This window comes from Nonomuraea sp. NPDC051941 (genome assembly GCF_044593615.1).
In genome coordinates, this window is sequence record NZ_JBIUCF010000022.1 from 1 (window position 1) to 14,436 (window position 14,436).

19 protein-coding genes are annotated in these 14,436 nt (G+C 68.4%); 10 read left to right on the plus strand and 9 right to left on the minus strand.

Annotated elements, in window-relative coordinates:
- Positions 1–92: 92 nt before the first annotated feature.
- Positions 93–566, minus strand: a complete 474-nt coding sequence (locus tag ACIHFD_RS32750; protein WP_397370168.1) for an ATP-binding protein — start codon at positions 564–566, stop codon at positions 93–95.
- A 118-nt stretch (positions 567–684) separates the two neighbouring features.
- Positions 685–954: a hypothetical protein gene (locus ACIHFD_RS32755; RefSeq protein ID WP_397370169.1), complete on the minus strand. Its 270-nt coding sequence runs from the start codon at positions 952–954 to the stop codon at positions 685–687.
- Between the two features lie 230 nt (positions 955–1,184).
- Between ACIHFD_RS32755 and ACIHFD_RS32760 the strand changes: the two genes are divergently transcribed.
- Together ACIHFD_RS32760 and ACIHFD_RS32765 are read left to right on the plus strand one after the other, a co-directional pair.
- Entirely contained in the window at positions 1,185–1,739 is a 555-nt protein-coding gene (locus ACIHFD_RS32760) for an RNA polymerase sigma factor (protein WP_397370170.1), read from the plus strand.
- Positions 1,740–1,746: 7 nt separating this feature from the next.
- The gene (locus ACIHFD_RS32765) at positions 1,747–2,820 is read left to right on the plus strand and encodes a hypothetical protein (RefSeq protein WP_397370171.1); all 1,074 of its coding nucleotides are present in this window, start codon (positions 1,747–1,749) and stop codon (positions 2,818–2,820) included.
- A gap of 85 nt (positions 2,821–2,905) precedes the next feature.
- Here the strand turns inward: ACIHFD_RS32765 and ACIHFD_RS32770 are convergent, their stop codons facing one another.
- Both ACIHFD_RS32770 and ACIHFD_RS32775 read right to left on the minus strand, forming a co-directional pair.
- Positions 2,906–3,439, minus strand: a complete 534-nt coding sequence (locus ACIHFD_RS32770) for a peptidase inhibitor family I36 protein (RefSeq protein ID WP_397370172.1) — start codon at positions 3,437–3,439, stop codon at positions 2,906–2,908.
- 232 nt (positions 3,440–3,671) lie between these two features.
- Positions 3,672–4,112: a transposase family protein gene (locus tag ACIHFD_RS32775; protein ID WP_397370173.1), complete on the minus strand. Its 441-nt coding sequence runs from the start codon at positions 4,110–4,112 to the stop codon at positions 3,672–3,674.
- Here ACIHFD_RS32775 and ACIHFD_RS32780 point away from each other — a divergent pair.
- Positions 4,019–4,567 carry a hypothetical protein gene (locus ACIHFD_RS32780; RefSeq protein WP_397370372.1) on the plus strand — a complete coding sequence of 183 codons (549 nt, stop codon included), beginning with the start codon at positions 4,019–4,021 and terminating at the stop codon, positions 4,565–4,567. The genes ACIHFD_RS32775 and ACIHFD_RS32780 overlap by 94 nt on opposite strands.
- A gap of 204 nt (positions 4,568–4,771) precedes the next feature.
- Here the strand turns inward: ACIHFD_RS32780 and ACIHFD_RS32785 are convergent, their stop codons facing one another.
- The 4 genes from ACIHFD_RS32785 to ACIHFD_RS32800 all read right to left on the minus strand — a co-directional run bounded on the left by ACIHFD_RS32785 (position 4,772) and on the right by ACIHFD_RS32800 (position 7,748).
- The gene (locus tag ACIHFD_RS32785) at positions 4,772–5,272 is read right to left on the minus strand and encodes an AAA family ATPase (RefSeq protein WP_397370174.1); all 501 of its coding nucleotides are present in this window, start codon (positions 5,270–5,272) and stop codon (positions 4,772–4,774) included.
- A gap of 340 nt (positions 5,273–5,612) precedes the next feature.
- Positions 5,613–6,845 (minus strand): NAD(P)/FAD-dependent oxidoreductase, encoded by a 1,233-nt coding sequence (locus ACIHFD_RS32790; RefSeq protein WP_397370175.1) that lies wholly within the window; start codon positions 6,843–6,845, stop codon positions 5,613–5,615.
- Positions 6,846–6,896: 51 nt separating this feature from the next.
- A complete protein-coding gene (locus ACIHFD_RS32795) occupies positions 6,897–7,022 on the minus strand; it encodes a hypothetical protein (RefSeq protein ID WP_363981333.1) in 126 nt (41 codons plus the stop codon).
- 72 nt (positions 7,023–7,094) lie between these two features.
- Complete coding sequence (locus ACIHFD_RS32800) at positions 7,095–7,748, minus strand: SDR family NAD(P)-dependent oxidoreductase (protein WP_397370176.1); 654 nt, start codon at positions 7,746–7,748, stop codon at positions 7,095–7,097.
- Between the two features lie 256 nt (positions 7,749–8,004).
- Here ACIHFD_RS32800 and ACIHFD_RS32805 point away from each other — a divergent pair, with 256 nt between their 5' ends.
- The 4 genes from ACIHFD_RS32805 (at position 8,005) to ACIHFD_RS32820 (ending at position 11,749) form a co-directional block, all read left to right on the plus strand.
- Positions 8,005–8,955 carry an RNA polymerase sigma-70 factor gene (locus ACIHFD_RS32805; protein ID WP_397370177.1) on the plus strand — a complete coding sequence of 317 codons (951 nt, stop codon included), beginning with the start codon at positions 8,005–8,007 and terminating at the stop codon, positions 8,953–8,955.
- Between the two features lie 111 nt (positions 8,956–9,066).
- A complete protein-coding gene (locus tag ACIHFD_RS32810) occupies positions 9,067–10,170 on the plus strand; it encodes a hypothetical protein (RefSeq protein WP_397370178.1) in 1,104 nt (367 codons plus the stop codon).
- 150 nt (positions 10,171–10,320) lie between these two features.
- Entirely contained in the window at positions 10,321–11,544 is a 1,224-nt protein-coding gene (locus ACIHFD_RS32815; RefSeq protein WP_397370179.1) for a cytochrome P450, read from the plus strand.
- Between the two features lie 7 nt (positions 11,545–11,551).
- Positions 11,552–11,749, plus strand: coding sequence for a ferredoxin (locus ACIHFD_RS32820; RefSeq protein WP_397370180.1), 198 nt, complete (start codon positions 11,552–11,554; stop codon positions 11,747–11,749).
- Between the two features lie 79 nt (positions 11,750–11,828).
- On the opposite strand, the gene ACIHFD_RS32825 is transcribed toward ACIHFD_RS32820, so the two are convergent.
- A complete protein-coding gene (locus tag ACIHFD_RS32825; RefSeq protein WP_397370181.1) occupies positions 11,829–12,182 on the minus strand; it encodes a TetR-like C-terminal domain-containing protein in 354 nt (117 codons plus the stop codon).
- A gap of 472 nt (positions 12,183–12,654) precedes the next feature.
- On the opposite strand from ACIHFD_RS32825, the gene ACIHFD_RS32830 reads away from it, so the two are divergent.
- The 3 genes from ACIHFD_RS32830 to ACIHFD_RS32840 are packed head-to-tail and all read left to right on the plus strand — an operon-like array spanning position 12,655 to position 13,979.
- Positions 12,655–13,383: an SDR family NAD(P)-dependent oxidoreductase gene (locus ACIHFD_RS32830; protein WP_397370182.1), complete on the plus strand. Its 729-nt coding sequence runs from the start codon at positions 12,655–12,657 to the stop codon at positions 13,381–13,383.
- 34 nt (positions 13,384–13,417) lie between these two features.
- Entirely contained in the window at positions 13,418–13,801 is a 384-nt protein-coding gene (locus tag ACIHFD_RS32835; RefSeq protein WP_397370183.1) for a hypothetical protein, read from the plus strand.
- 25 nt (positions 13,802–13,826) lie between these two features.
- Positions 13,827–13,979: a hypothetical protein gene (locus ACIHFD_RS32840; protein WP_397370184.1), complete on the plus strand. Its 153-nt coding sequence runs from the start codon at positions 13,827–13,829 to the stop codon at positions 13,977–13,979.
- The last annotated feature ends 457 nt before the right edge of the window (positions 13,980–14,436 follow it).

The window sequence follows — 14,436 nt, forward strand, 5'->3', positions numbered from 1 at the left end:
CTGCAGCCCGTCCAAGGCCGGCCACCTGTGCAAGGCCATCGCTGTCCTTCAAAATCATCGCGTTGCCCAGGCCGCATGAGGCTGAAATAGGTTCACTGTTGGTCTCCTCCCTCGGTGAGAACCTGGAACAGCAGTTCGGCTCCGTGCCGATCAAGCTCCATGTAGCCGAGCTCATCAATGCAAAGCAGATCGACGCGGCCGTAGCAGGCGATGGTCTTGGTCAGCACCTTCTCGTCGGCGGCCTCGACCAGCTCGTTGACCAGCTTGGCCGCTAGGGTGTACTTGACCTTGAACCCGGCCAGCGCAGCCTCGGTGCCCAGCGCGAGGCCCGGGCCCGCGACGTCGACGACGCCACGTACCGCGCCGGCCGCGCCCGCCACGCTCACCAGCTCGCCCAGCAAGAGCTGGCCGCCCTCCGTGGAGAGCGCCAGCGCCGCGCCGGCCTGCCACCCGACCGGCGCGAGCTCGAAAGCACCGCCCGCGTCGAGCACGCCCGACGCCAGCGCGCGGCCGCTGCCCGAGCCGACGACCCCACCCGGCCCACACCCGGGCGGCAGCGCGAGCACGAGCGCCGCCAGGCCTACCGGCCGCCCGACCACGGCGTCGACCGCGGGCCCGGGCTGAGCCGCTGACCCGCCCGGGCCCCGCCGGCTACGCCGACGGGCGGCGGGGCCCCGGGACCGGTCAGCGCATGCTTTCGGCCAGCAGCTGGTCGATACGGTCCGGATCGGCTCCGGTGGCGGCAGCGATCAACGGCACCAGGCCGCTCGCCGCGGAGATGTGCTGCCCGGCAAGCGGGCCGATGCTCACGTGCGGGGCGTCGGCGACCGGGTCGTCGGGCAGGTCGTTGTGCCACAGTTGCGCCCACCAGCTGCCGGTTCCTTCATCCCAGCCCCATACGCTGCGGTTCTCCCAGCCTTCCAGCAGGAAGCCGAACGGCCCCGGATGTCTCATTCCATCGGCTCCCCTCCCCAAGTGGTCAGCGGCATGAGTGTCTCGTATCGCCCGCTGGACTGGACAACTCCCGCCAGCGCGGATGTTGAGGCCAACAGCTACAGATCCACAGGCACGTACCTATGCATCTGCGATGTGCGAGTGCAGTGTCCAGTAGTGACGACGCCCTCGTAATCGTTGTTGGCCTGTCGGACATAGACAGATGTAGCGATCTGCGGGAGGGAGGTGTCATGGAAGAGCCAGCGAGCAAATTAATCCGGCTCTTCGATGCCTGCTATGAGGACGTACTGCGGTATACGGCACGCCGGGTGGACTTGGACACGGCTCGTGACGTGACGGCCGAGACCTTTCTGATTGCCTGGCGCAAGCGGTCGGTGGTGCCGCAGGCCGACGAGGATGCCTTGCCATGGCTGTACGGGGTGGCGCGAAGGGTGCTGGCCAACGAGAAGCGCCGGGAGCGGCGCAGTGAGCGACTGGTCGCCCGAATTGCCGCCGATCGACGAGACCGAGACGCTGCGACGGTTCCGGACCCGGGAGATCATGTCGCTGGGGCCTTGGCGCTGACGCAAGCCCTGCAAGCGCTGTCACCGGCCGACCAAGAGGTGCTTCAGCTTCTCGGCTGGGAGGAACTGACTGTTCGCCAGGCTGCCGTGGTCTTGGGCTGTACGCCGGCGACGATGGCGGTGAGGGCCTTTCGCGCTAAACGGCGCTTTCTGGCCGTTTTGGCGGAGCGACGCCTCCTTGCCGCATCTGATCCAGCTCCCGCAGGCAAAGGTAAGGAGTGAGCGGACGATGAACGACTCGCGGGACGTTGAGCAACTGGTCGGGCGGGTGAACCCGGTACCCCCCGGCATGTTCGCCGGGGCGGCTCAGGAACGACAGGCCCGGGCCGTGCTGCGTGCCATCCTTGAGCAGCCGCTCGCCGGCTCGGCTGCCGGCGAGCGGCAACACCGCCTGTGGACGCGTCGGCGCTTTGTCGCCGCCGGCGCGGGAACCGCGGCGGCCGTCGCCGCCGGCGTGCTGGCTTACAGGTCGTTGACGCCGCCGCCCCTGCTCGCGACACCTCCCCTGCTCGCCTACCGACTTGCTGGAGCATCGATGTCTGTCCCATCTGCCGAAGAGGCTCTGCTTGCGCTGGCCGCGCTTGCGGCCCGACAGGCCGATGCCCGGCCTCCTGCTGGAGCGGCCTATGGCCGCATCACCATGAACACGTGGGACTTGAGCGTGGCCACCGCTGATGGCACGACCATCTCGGCGGTCGTCCCCAAAGTGGTCAAGCAGTGGACGCCGCTGGCAGCGGGCGGCGAGGTACGCCGCGTGGAGTTCCGGGGGAGCCCGGATCTGTTCGAGCAGGCCAGCGAGATCACTGCTGCGGCGGTGAGTGATGTGGCGCCGCGCGCTGACGAGACGTACCCCGCCGCTCGGCGTACGGTGGGTCCCCCGCCGAGCGAACTCGCGGCTGCTTCCTCCCTAGAAGACCTCAAGGAACGGCTCTTGTGGGGGAGCACGCCCCAGGACGCCTCGCAGACCTACCGGCTGCTGTGGAATATCCGTATCCTGCATGCTCACCATGTGGTCCAGCCCTCTATGTCGAGCCGACTATGGCGGATGCTGGCACGGCAGCCCGATTTCGTGCTGGCCGGCGAGGTGGCGGACAGGGCCGGACGCGGAGGTCAGGCCTTCGCGTTCGACTTCGACCGTTCGCTGCCGAAGAGATGGATCCTGATCGTCAGCTCCGAGGACGGCAGGCTCCTGGCCCTGGAAGAGGTACTCACCAAAGAGGCCGGAAAGCTCAATGTCCGGCCTCCGGCGGTCATCGGGTACACACTGTTCCTTGATCAAGAATGGACTGCCAGCAGTGAATGAGAAATGGCGAATGGGGATCCCTCCAGGTTAGGCGGAGAATCCCCATTCGAGGGACTACTTGTCCCTAGACTTCAAACAAACGCCTTCAGCATCCGGCCGTCTGGCGCAGGAATATGTATCGGTACCCTCCGACAGTGGTACCGACGTTGGAGCCGGAGCCCTCTGCGTTGTAGCAGAGGACGTTAGAGGAGCTCGTTCTGCGCAGCAGGAAGGCGTCGGCTCGGTGGTTGTAGAAGGAGTAGAAGATGTCGACGCCCCATTGCCGGAGATCCTGCCAGTAACCCTCATCCTGGAACTGCCATCGGGTGCCCTGGAAGGAGGGGTCTTCCCAGAAGCAGAGCCAGCCAAGGGGACAGTCCGACTTGGCCATGGTGGTGGTCTCCCCGCAGGACTGCGGCGAGACCAGGGTGACGAGGACCTTGCCCTCGAGGTAGGAGATGGTGCGCTCGTCGAGTGCCTTGCCTCCTGGCGCCTTGGTGAGTTGGCGGTCGATGGCCGTTTGGCGATCGGTAGCGCACTGTGATGGGTCGGCGGCTTGGGCGGCGCTGGTCAGGCTCACGATCATGCCGAGCGTTAGTGCCAGGCAGGCCATGAATGCAGCTATGAGTCTTTTGCGCATGCAGTAACTCTCCCTTGGGTTGTCGGAACGGATCTTTGCTGGCGCGCGCTTGTTCGCTCGCCTATAAAACCCGTCCTTCCGGGAAAAGTGAAGTGTTAATTTTAGGCATCCGGAAGCGAACGCTCCGTTATCTATATTTCATCTTAATTCTGCAAGCGATTTGACTTTAGTTGTAATGATTTGCTGGGGGGTGGACATGTACCTGATGGGTGGTATGTGCACTGAGGTGATCTCAGCGAATTTCTGGTAGCCAGTTGTGCTCGAAATGGGTCAGGACAAGGGCGGCGCGGGCGATGTCGCCGATTGTGCTGGGGCCGGCGGTGATGTGCTGGAGGATCCGCCAGCGGCCTTTGAGCAGGGCGAACCCGCGTTCGCCGAGACAGCGCAGGCTGCGCAGGAGTTGGTTGTAGGTGCGGCTGTCCGGGCTGAGGGTCTGATTCCCAGCCGGTTGTTTGATCGGTGTGTGGACGCCGATGCCCGCGCCGTCGTAGCCGCCGTCGGCGAGGATGGGCAGGCCGCCTGCGGCAGCGGCGTACAGCGCGCCCAGGACGTGCGCGCGAGCTCGACGGTCTGGGCCAGTTGCGCCCCGTGCACCAGGCCCGCCGCCGCGAGCTGGAGGCCGTGCTGCCCGGCCTCGGCGAGGACCTGGCCGCCGCGCAGGAGCGCTTGGCACCGATCCTGGCGCAGGGCCCGGCTCTGGAGGTGGCCGCCGAGCGGGCCGCCGCCGCGGCGCCGTCGGCCACCGTCTGGCCGATGGTCCGGCGCCGGCAGCACGACTTCGAACGTGACCTGGATGCGTCCCGGCGCGGCGCCCGGGCCCGCGACGTCGACGATGCCACTCACCGCAACGCCCGCGCCCGCCACGACCACCAGCTCGCCCAGCGAGAGCTGGTCGCTCTCCACGGCGAGCGCGAGCGGCGCGCCGACCTGCGCGACCTGCGCGAGCTCGAACGCGCCGCCCGTGCCGAGCACGCCCGACGCCAGCGCGCGGCCGCCACCCGACCCGGCGACCCCACCCGCCCGATGCCCGCCCTGCGGCGCGAGCACGAGCGCCGCCAGGCCTACCGGCCGCCACTTGGCCGCGGCGTCGACCGTGGTGTCGACCGCGGGCCCGGGCTGAGCCGCTGACCCGCCCGGGCCCCGCCGGCTACACCGACGGGGCCTGGGGACGGGTCAGCGCGTGCTTTCGGCCAGCAGATGGTCGATGCGGTCCGGAGCGGCTCCGGTGGCGGCGGCGATGAGCGGCACCAGGCCGCTGGCGGTGGGATGTGCTGCCCGTACAGGGGGCCGATGCCCACATGCGGCGCGTCGGGTCTCCTGGCATGAGCTTCGTTACGGCTCACCGGTCCCGACCGGGCCAATGAGATCTCTCAGCTGGCTCACCGTGTCGGTGAGCGGCTGACGCGTGTCGATTTCCATCGTTGCCGATGCGCGGAGCAGCGGCTCGACCTCGGCCGTGTCTTTGATGATCCTCTCGCGTTCGTCGATGGTTTTGCCGAACGGGTTGGTTTCACGGGCGGCGATACGTTCGAGCATCACCTCGAGGGGTGCGCTGAACAAGATGACCTGATCGAAGCTGGGATAGAACTTGCCTTGGTTCCAGGACGTTCCGGAGATGAAGAGCGGCACGCCTGAGACTTCGGCCTCGGAGATCAGCTCGGTGATGCGATCCTCACGCCATTGCGACTCAGCGCCGGTGCCGTCAGGAGCCGGAACGTCTTCCATCCAATCGCCATAGTCGGTGTCCACAACCCGATAGCCAAGCCTCGCCAACTCGCCGAGAACCGTCGACTTCCCGGTGCCGGACATACCGGTTATGAAGATCACCGCCACGTCCTCATCTTAGGGATGATCAACGGGCGACTAATCCGCAAGATCTCGGACCGAACACCCGCCTACTTGCCTAAACGTGGCTCAACGGCCTTCAAGCAGCTGCCCGATGCCCGGGCTACTGCGCGAGCACGAGCGCCGCAGGGCCTACCCGGGCTGAGCCGCTGACATCCCTAGAGGCTGGACGTCAAGTCGCGAGGTCGTGCTGGCGGTGTGACCATGCGGTTGCTTGGTCGTAGGCTCCAATGTGGCGATCTCGGTATGAGCCGGATTATGGAGCTTCCTGCGCGGTCTGCGCCGCGCCCGATGAGCCCTCCCGGCGGCTAGCGCGGAGTGATCGGGGTCAGCGGAGGAGTGCGGGCCTCGATCGCCTCGGCGGCGTCCAAGCACAGGTCCTCGCGGAAGCGCGGCCCGATGATCTGGACGCCTTGCGCTTGGGCAGGCCGAAGGTCGGGTGCGAGATGCCCCACAGCGAGATCTGGAGGATGCCCGTCTTGATCCGCGCGGCCTTCCGGCCGCCCACATACTTCGGCTTTGCTTGCGCTTCGTCGTCGACCATCTGCAGGATCCCGTCCCGCCGTCCGAGGCTGATGTGGTTGCCCGGGTAGTCCAGCTTGCTCTTCGCAATCTTGCGGCCGGTCAGGCGTCCCACGATCGCGTCCGTGGCCTGCCTGCCGGTGGAGCCGGCCGAAGCGCAGGACATCGGCAGCGGCCGGCTGTTGTCGCCGATGGCGTAGGCGCTGTCGCCGGCGGCGTAGACGTTCGGGTGCGAGACCGACCGCATGGTGTCGTCGACGATGATCTGACCGTTATCGGTGACCTCCAGCCCGCCGGCGGCGGCGATGGGGTTGACCGCGAACCCGGCCGTCCACACGGTCACGTCGGACGCCAGGGCGGTGCCGTCGGCGCACAGCACCCGGGTCGCTTCGACGGCTTCGACGCTGGTGTGCTCCAGGACGGTGATGCCCAGCCGGTCGCAGGCCTGGCGCAGGTGGGTGCGGGCTCCGTCGGAGAGCCGGGCGCCAAGCTCGCCACGGGCGATGAGCGCCACCGACAGGCCGGGCCGGGATTCGGCGAACTCGGTGGCGGTCTCGATGCCGGTCAACCCGTCGCCGACGACCAGCACACGCCCGCCTTCGCCCCGCTTGACCAGGCTGTCCAGGCGCTCGCGCAGGCGCAGCGCCGCGGGCCGGCTGGTGACGTGGAAGGCGTGCTCGGCCACGCCGGGGACGCCGCAGTCGGCGACGTGGCTGCCGAGCGCGTAGACAAGCGTGTCGTAGCCGAGCTCGCCGCCGCCGTCGGCGTCAGCGATGGCGACGACCTGGCGCTCGGAGTCGACGGCGGTGACCCGGGCCAGGCGCAGCCGTATGCCCGTGCCCGCGAAGACGTCGGCAAGCTTTTGGGCCTCGATCTGCTGGCCGGCCGCGAGCTGGTGCAGCCGCAGCCGCTCGACGAAGTCCGGCTCAGCGTTGACCACGGTGATCTCGGTGTCCGCTGGGGACAGCCGGCGGGCCAGGTTCCCGGCCACGTAGGCCCCGGCATAGCCGGCGCCCAGGACGACGATGCGGTGCTTCATGTGTTGCTCCTGTCGGTTCACTTGCTCCCGGTGAGTTGACTCGGCCCTGGGTCACCGATCTTCTTGATCGAGGTTGCCGTGCGCCTGTGCCGAAAGGTCCTGCCAGTCGGCCCAGGTCTTGAGCCGGTCGGCGTAGACCTGCTGGAGCATCGGGTAGAAGCCCTGCCCGAACAGCACCCGCAGGGGCGGCTTGTCGGAGTCGACGATCTTGAGGAGTGCCTGGGCCGCGGCGGCCGGGTCGCCGGCGGGCTACTTTCCCGCGAACGCGGCGATGCGCCGGCGAAGAGCGTCGTAGATCGGGTTGGGCGCGGCCAGGTGGCCGTTGTTGAGGGGATCGGGGTTCTTGCCGGACCGGGTGGCGAAGCCGCCGGGCTCGATCACGGTCACCTTGATGCCGAAGTCGGCGACCTCTTGGGCGAGGGATTCGTTCAGGGCTTCCAGGGCCCACTTGGAGGCGCTGTAGGCGCCGCTGAGCGGCATCGCCATGAGCCCGGCGGCCGAGGACAGCTGGATGATGTGCCCCGAGCCCTGCTCGCGCAGGTAGGGCAGCGCGGCCTGGATCACCCATAGCGCGCCGAACAGGTTGGTCTCCAGCTGGTCGCGCAACTGCTGCTCGGTCAGCTCCTCGATCGCGCCGACCTGGGCGTAGCCGGCGTTGTTCACGATGACGTCGAGACGACCGAAGTGCTCCCTGGCCCGCTTCACGCTCTCGAAGACAGCGGCCTTGTCGGTCACGTCCAGCTCCAACGGAAGCACCGCCCCGCCGTAGGCGGCGACCAGCCCGTCCAGGCCTGGGATGCTCCGGGCAACTGCGGCCACCTTGTCACCGCGCGACAGGGCGGCCTCGACGAAGTGGCGGCCGAGGCCGCGAGACGAACCGGTGATGAACCAGACCTTGCTCATGATGTCCTTTCCGTTCTTTCTGCGGTGGCGGTCGCGCGGCGGTCACCACGCAACCGGCCGAGGCGATCACTCATGGGGTTGTGTGCCCCGCGGATCGTTCGCGCGGCGTCCTGACGACCATGTGGCGTGGGCGCCCCGAACTTTGTGACAGTGCGGTCGTGTGACGTGTGTCACCGATCACGGGTGTCACACAGCGGTGGGCGCCGACGCCTTGTGCATGGAGCAGGAGTTGCGGGTGAACAGGCAGGAGCCAGGTATGAACGAGCGCAGGGATGCAACGACGGGCACAGCCGAGCCGATGGCTGGTGACGGCCGGATGGACTCCGCCACCGAGGCGACCGAGGTGTTCCTCGTCCACCGCAACCTGCTGTTCACCGTCGCCTACGAGATGCTCGGCTCGGTGGCCGACGCCGAGGACGTCCTCCAGGAGACCTGGCTGCGGTGGATGAAAGTCGACCTGGAACAGGTGCACGACCAGCGCGCCTACCTGGTGCGGATCGCCACCCGGCGCTCGCTGGACCGGCTTCGCATCCTGAAGCGCCGCAAGGAGGCGTATGTCGGTCCGTGGCTGCCCGAGCCGCTGCTCACCGCGCCGGACGTGGCCGAGGACGTCGAGCTCGCCGAGAGTGTGTCGATGGCGCTGATGCTTGTCCTGGAGACGCTGTCGCCGACCGAGCGCGCCGTCTTCGTGCTGCGCGAGGTCTTCGATGTGAGCTACGACGAGATCTCGGCCGCGGTCGGCAAGACCCCGGCGACCGTACGCCAGATCGCGCACCGGGCTCGGCGGCACGTCGATGCCCGCCGCCCTCGCGAGACGGTCTCCCCGAGCCAGACCCGGGCGGTGCTGGAGTCGTTCCAGCGTGCGGTAGAAACCCGGGACCTGCAGGGCCTGCTCGACGTGCTCGCCCCCGAGGTCGTCCTGATCAGCGACGGCGGCGGCGTCAAGCAGGCTGCGCCGCAGCCGATCATCGGCGCCGGCAAGGTGGCCCGCATGATCGTCAGCGGTCTCGGCAAGGCCCAGGTCGCGCTCGCCGGCGAGCCCACCGTGGTCAACGGCAACCCGGCGCTTCTCCTGTGCGTGGACGGCGAGATCGACGGCGTCATAGCGGCCCGTGTCGAGGACGCCCGCATCACCGGCCTCTACTACGTCCGCAACCCGCAGAAGCTGACCCGCATCGGATCCGAGACCCCGCTCACGCTGAAGTAATCCGCCGGCCACCGCGCCTGGCAGTGCGGAGCATTCCGGGCGAAGGCATCCGCGTACCGGCCCGCCCCGTCATCACGTCAATCACGCAAACGTTGTATTCGAGGAGCAGATATGGCCGTTCAGGCCCCGCTGGCAGCCGACACACCACGGTCACCCTGGTCAACGGTGGTCAGGGCGGTCGTCCTGCTCACGGCGGGCATTTCCGTGCTGCTCATCGCCTTCGCCTGGCCGTCGGTGCGCTCGTCGGTACACGATGTGCCGATCGCCGTCGCCGGGCCGGCCGCCGCGGTCGAGCAGGTCAGCACCGCTCTCGGCCGACGTCTACCGGACGGCTTCGAGATCACCGAGGTCGCCGGCACCGCGGCCGCCGAACGGTTGATCCGCGACCGGGAGGTCTACGGGGCGATCGACGTCAGCTCCGGCACCCCACAGGTCATCATGGCCACCGCCGCCGGCACTGCGGTCGCCCAGACCCTGCAGAGCGTCGCGACCGGGCTGAGCCAGGCGCAGGCACCGGGCACCCGCACGGCGGTCGCCGTCCGTGACCTCGTCGCCTTGCCGGCCGACGACCCGCGCGGCGCCGGCCTGGCCGCCGGAGCCCTTCCCCTGGTCATGGGAGGCCTGCTCGCCGCGCTCCTGCTGGCCAGACTGGTCCGCGGCACCGCCCGCCGGGTCACCGGAGCGCTCGCCTCCGCGATTACCGGCGGCCTGGCCGCGGCGGCGATCCTGCAGTTCTGGCTCGGCTCGCTGGGCGGCGCGTACTGGGCCAACAGCGGCGCCGTCGCCCTGACCATCGCGGCCACCTCGCTGAGCATCCTCGGGCTGGAGTCGCTGCTCGGGGTGGCGGGCTTCGGTCTCGGCGCCGTCGCCATGATGCTCATCGGCAATCCCCTGTCAGGTGCCGCGACCGCGCCCGAAATGCTGCCCGGCTGGTCCGGCGTCCTTGGCCAGCTGCTGCCGCCCGGGGCGGGTGGCCAGTTGCTGCGCTCCACCGCCTTCTTCGACGGCCACGGCGTCACCCACTCCGTCATCGTCCTGGTCACCTGGCTCACGCTCGGTGTCGTGCTGTGCCTGGCCGGCGGCCTGCGCGTGCGCCGTGCCGCCACCGTCGCCGCGGGCCTTCCCAGGACTGCCGCATCACCGGCCTCTCCTACGCGTCCGCGACCCGGAGATGTTGTCCCCAGCGAATCCGAGACCCCGCTCAGCCTGCGATGAAGACCGGTGACGAACCGGCCCACGGCCTTGGAGCGACATGGACCTGACGGTGGCGCGACAGCGACTCTCAGCCTCCGCAGGACACCGCCGGTTCCGGAGGTCGCCACGAGCAGAACACATTCCGCCAGATCTAGTACTGGGAGGTCATTCATGACGAAGAGCGTTGCCGACGAACTCGCCGATCTGGAATTGCCGGTCGGACGGGGCTGCCCGTTCGCCCCGCCCGCCGCCTACGAGCGGCTGCGCAAGCAGGCGCCGATCAGCAAGGTCCGCCTGGCCAGCGGCGGCGAGGCGTGGTGGGTGTCCGGACATGAGGAGGCCCGGGCCGTCCTCATCGATGGCCGCTTCTCCTCCGACAAGCGCAAGGACGGCTTTCCGCTCTTCACCCTCGATGCGGCGACCCTGCAGCAGCTCCGTAGCCAGCCGCCGTTGATGCTCGGCATGGACGGCGCGGAACACTCCGCGGCCCGGCGCTCGGTGATCGGCGAGTTCACCGTGAAGCGGCTGGCCGCACTACGCCCGCGCATCCAGGACATCGTCGACCACTTCATCGACGACATGCTCGCCGCCGACCAGCGGCCGGTCGACCTGGTGCAGGCGCTGTCCCTGCCGGTGCCCTCCTTGGTGATCTGCGAACTGCTCGGCGTCCCGTACGCCGACCACGACTTCTTCCAGAGCCGTACCACCATGATGGTGCGCCGGACGTCGCTGGAAGGCCGCCAGCGAGCCTTCGCCGAGCTGCGCGCTTACATCGACGACCTGGTCACCCGCAAGGAGTCCGAACCCAGCGACGACCTGTTCAGCCGACAGATCGCCCGGCAACGCCAGGAGGGCACCCTTGACCACGCGGGCCTGGTGAGCCTGGCCTTCCTGCTGCTGACCGCCGGACACGAGACCACGGCGAACATGATCTCGCTCGGCGTCGTCGGGCTGCTGACGCATCCGGAGCAACTGGCCCTGGTCAAGGCCGACCCGGACAGGACGCCCATGGCCGTGGAGGAACTGCTGCGCTACTTCACCATCGCCGACGGAGTCACCTCCCGGCTGGCCACCAAAGACGTGGAGATCGGCGGGGTGAGCATCAAGGCCGGCGAGGGCGTCATCGTCTCAGGCTTGTCGGCCAACTGGGACCCGGCGGCGTTCAAGGATCCGGCCGAACTGGATGTCGAGCGCGGGGCCCGCCACCACCTCGCCTTCGGCTTCGGCCCGCACCAGTGCCTCGGCCAGAACCTGGCCCGGATGGAACTGCAGATCGTCTTCGACACGCTGTTCCGCCGCATCCCCACCCTGCGGCTCGCCACACCGGCCGAGGAGCTGCCGTTCAAGACCGACGCCGTCATCTACGGCGTTCACGAACTCCCCGTCACCTGGTGAGCAGGACATGATGCGCGTCAAAGCCGACACCGGGGCCTGCGTCGGCTCCGGCCAGTGCGTCCTGACCGAACCGGCCGTCTTCGACCAGGACGACGACGGGATCGTGGCCCTGCTGACCGATCAGCCCGACGACCAGAGCGCCGCACAGGCGCGCCACGCCGTCACCCTGTGCCCATCCCGAGCCCTGTCCATCCTGCAGGAGTAAGCCCTACCCCGGGTGAACTACGCGTCCGTCCGGGCCGCATCAGGTTAAGAAAGGGGCGGACCAGTCGGTCGACCGTTCGCTATCGCGTTTGCGGTCTGGGGCTCAATCCGGCGAAGAGTGCATGGAGTACACGGTCGATGTAGGCGTGGGTCACTGGCTGCTGTGTGATCAGCAGCCGGTAGTACAAGGGGCCCGACAGGATCTCGAACGCCAGGTCCAGGTCGAAGTCGGGAGCGAGTTGACCCTGGACCTTGGCGGCCTTGAGGCGAGCCAGGGTGTTGGCGGTCTGTGGTGCGATGAAACGCCGGTTGAGTGCGGCGGCGACCTCTGGATCGTGCCGGGCTTCGCCGATGAGGTCCTGGAACAGCGGGCCCCATTGTGGCTGGCCCAGCAGGTCGGCGGCCCTGGTCATCACCTCGCGTAGATCGGCCACGATGTCGCCGGTGTCAGGGTGGTCCAGGCCTGCGGTGTTCAGGCTGAGGACCGCGTCGAGGAACAGCAGGCCGCACGAAGGCCAGCGGCGGTAGACGGTGTGTTTGCGCCAACGCCGGCCCGGGCCGCGACCGCCTCGATGCTGAGCTTGGGGCTACCACTGGTCGTGAGCCGTGGAGACAGGCTCTTTCACCCGGCCGCCGCGGCATAACGAACGACGCGTCGCCTCACATTCCCAGCGGTCGTGTCGTCGGACTCCACATCCCGATTGCCTGGCCTCCCGGAACGACTTCACTCCTGCCCTTACGATTGCCGGCCCTCCACTCTGATCTCGATGGTGCCTGCACACAAGACGCCGATCCCGCCGGTTTGTGACAACCGCCGCTGGTGGCCTACATCACACCTCGGCAGCGTCACAGAAATCGGGCCGGAACCGCCACATGGTCGTAAGCACAACGACATCAGGAGAGAGCATGACTTCAGTATTGATCACCGGAGCGAACAAAGGCCTGGGCTACGAGACGGCGCGCAGGCTCGGAGAGCTGGGCTGGAAAGTCTTCCTCGGCTCACGCGACGAGGGCAGGGGGAGGGCCGCCGCGCAGAAGCTGGCCGCCGACGGCGTACGCGTCATCGTGGTCCCGTTGGACGTGACCTCGGAGGAGTCGGTGGCCGGGGCTGTGCGGCTGGTCCGAGAGCACACCGACCGGATCGACGTACTGATCAATAACGCCGGCACGCCGGGCGGCGGTGTCAACCCGGCGGACGCGACGGCCAAGGACATCCACGCCGTCTACGACACCAATGTGTACGGGCCGGTCCGGGTCACGCACGCGTTCCTGCCGCTGTTGCAGGCGGCCGATAACCCGCGGGTGGTGATGGTCACCGGCGCCGGGGGGTCTATCGCGTTCGTGACTGACCCCGGGCAAGCCGTCTCGAAGATGTACGAACTCGCTTACACCTCGTCGAAGGCGGCGCTGAACATGATCACCGTCCGATACGCCCAGGCGTTGCCGGCCATCAAGTTCAACGCCGTGACCCCCGGCGAGGTCGCCAACGGCAGGTTCACCGCCACCGACATGAACATGCACACGGGCGAGCTGACGGTCACCGAGGGCAGTGATCCGATCATCGAGCTCGCGACGCTCGCCTCTGACGGCCCGACCGGGATCTTCATCGATCGCCTCGGCCCCCTCGCCTGGTAGAACATCCCAGAACGGAGAGACAGATGAGCAAGGGTTGGTTCGTCACAGGCTCCTGGCCACCACCGCCAGCCGCAAAGCGATCGACCGGATTCCAATCGAAACCCCGCGCGCAGCGGCAGGTGTTCGGAGGCAGCGCGATGACCTGTGGCTGTGGGTCGAGACCGGTGAGCGCTGGCAGGCCCAGGAGCTGAACGCGGCCACGGCCGCGAAGGTCGACCAGTACGTGGCCGCGGTGGAGGCGTTCGCGCCGAGCAACACGGGCATCCTGGTGCTGGCCGATGAGCTGGCCGCGGGCACGAGCGAGGCGACGCCGGCCAAGTCGGACCTGGAGCTGGGCGTAGAGACCTTGGCCGATGAGCTGGCCCGGCGGGCGAACCCGTTCCGGACGCGTCGCCGGTGCAGGTCCGCCACCCGCTGACGGCCGACGACACGGATGAGATGTCGTGGCCGTGGCTGCCGGGCGGGTGGTGGGCATGGTCGCCCCTGGCCAGTGGGAGATCGTGGTGACCGATGACCGCCTGGCGGAGGGCTGGACACCGGCGGGGGTCCCGGTCTACCCGGTCTGCCGCCGCGCGGCCGAGGCGATCCGTCTGTGATAACTCCCGCATCCAGCCGTCCCCCGGGCCCTGACGGGCCCGGCCGGTCAGATCGCGGTCTGCTGGTCGTGGTCGCGCAGCATACGCAGGACGGTCGCGGCCGAGGGGTGACGGCCCTTCTTTGCGCCGCTGGTGATGACGGGCCACCCTGCCCCGGCCGGTGCGGCAGGGCGAGCCGGGCGGGGCGGCGCAGGAGGTCATCGGGCAGGCGTGGGCCTCCACGCGGGGGAAGTCGTCGTCGTGCACCCCGAGATCGTTTCATAGGGGTGTTTCATAGGTGGTCGCCTATGAAACAGTTCGGCTTGGCAGTGGGGGCGTCAGGCGAGCAGTGGTTGTGGGCCTCCCTGTGCGGGCTGCTGAATGTGGGGCAGTGGGCGGTGCTGTGCCGCTGAGGTGGGGCTCCTGTCGGCCATTGGCGCTGAGGCCGGTCAGATCAGCGGGCTTGGCGCCAACGGAA